This is a genomic window from Megasphaera massiliensis (assembly GCF_000455225.1).
GTDB lineage: Bacteria > Bacillota > Negativicutes > Veillonellales > Megasphaeraceae > Megasphaera > Megasphaera massiliensis.
Map to the genome: position 1 here is coordinate 1186 of NZ_HF954542.1, position 540 is coordinate 1725.

Here is a 540-nt window from a genome sequence, read left to right on the forward strand (position 1 = left end):
TGGATACATGGTTACCGTAAGCGGAACGCCAACGATTCCGCTTATGATTGGCTCCGGCGGGACGACCAAAACTGTCTATGCTGCCTATATCGGAATGCAGGATGTGCCGTTGAACAAACTTACTTTTGTATACATTCTGGAGGAAGGACTTGAGGATGATATTACCGCTTCCTCTGAGCTCGTGCTTCCGGCCGGTGCAAGCATTACCCGGTTAAACGGAGCACCAGCCGCGATTGATTATGTTGTACCGGATATGAGCGGGGTCATTATTGCCTCAAAGCCTCCTGTTCTTACTCTGAGTGCGGGCAATGTGAGCAGCTCTGGCGCAGACGTGACGGTGACAACAGGCGTATCCGGGGGCTCGAAAGGCAATACATTGTCTGCGCTGCTGTGGCTGCCGGACAGCCGAAATGCTGCTGAATTTGCTAGAGGTGCAGGAGCGGGGAATGATATTATCGCCTCGGAGAAATTCCATGTCACTTCAAACGGTATTTATACCGTTTATGCCATTGACGTATTAGGCAATGAAGCAGTTCAGGA

At 50.9% G+C, this 540-nt stretch carries 1 protein-coding gene; it reads left to right on the plus strand.

Annotation, left to right across the window (positions count from 1 at the left end):
* A partial coding sequence (locus TX77_RS10510) for a hypothetical protein (RefSeq protein WP_230198117.1) occupies positions 1-540 on the plus strand: 540 nt, incomplete at both ends.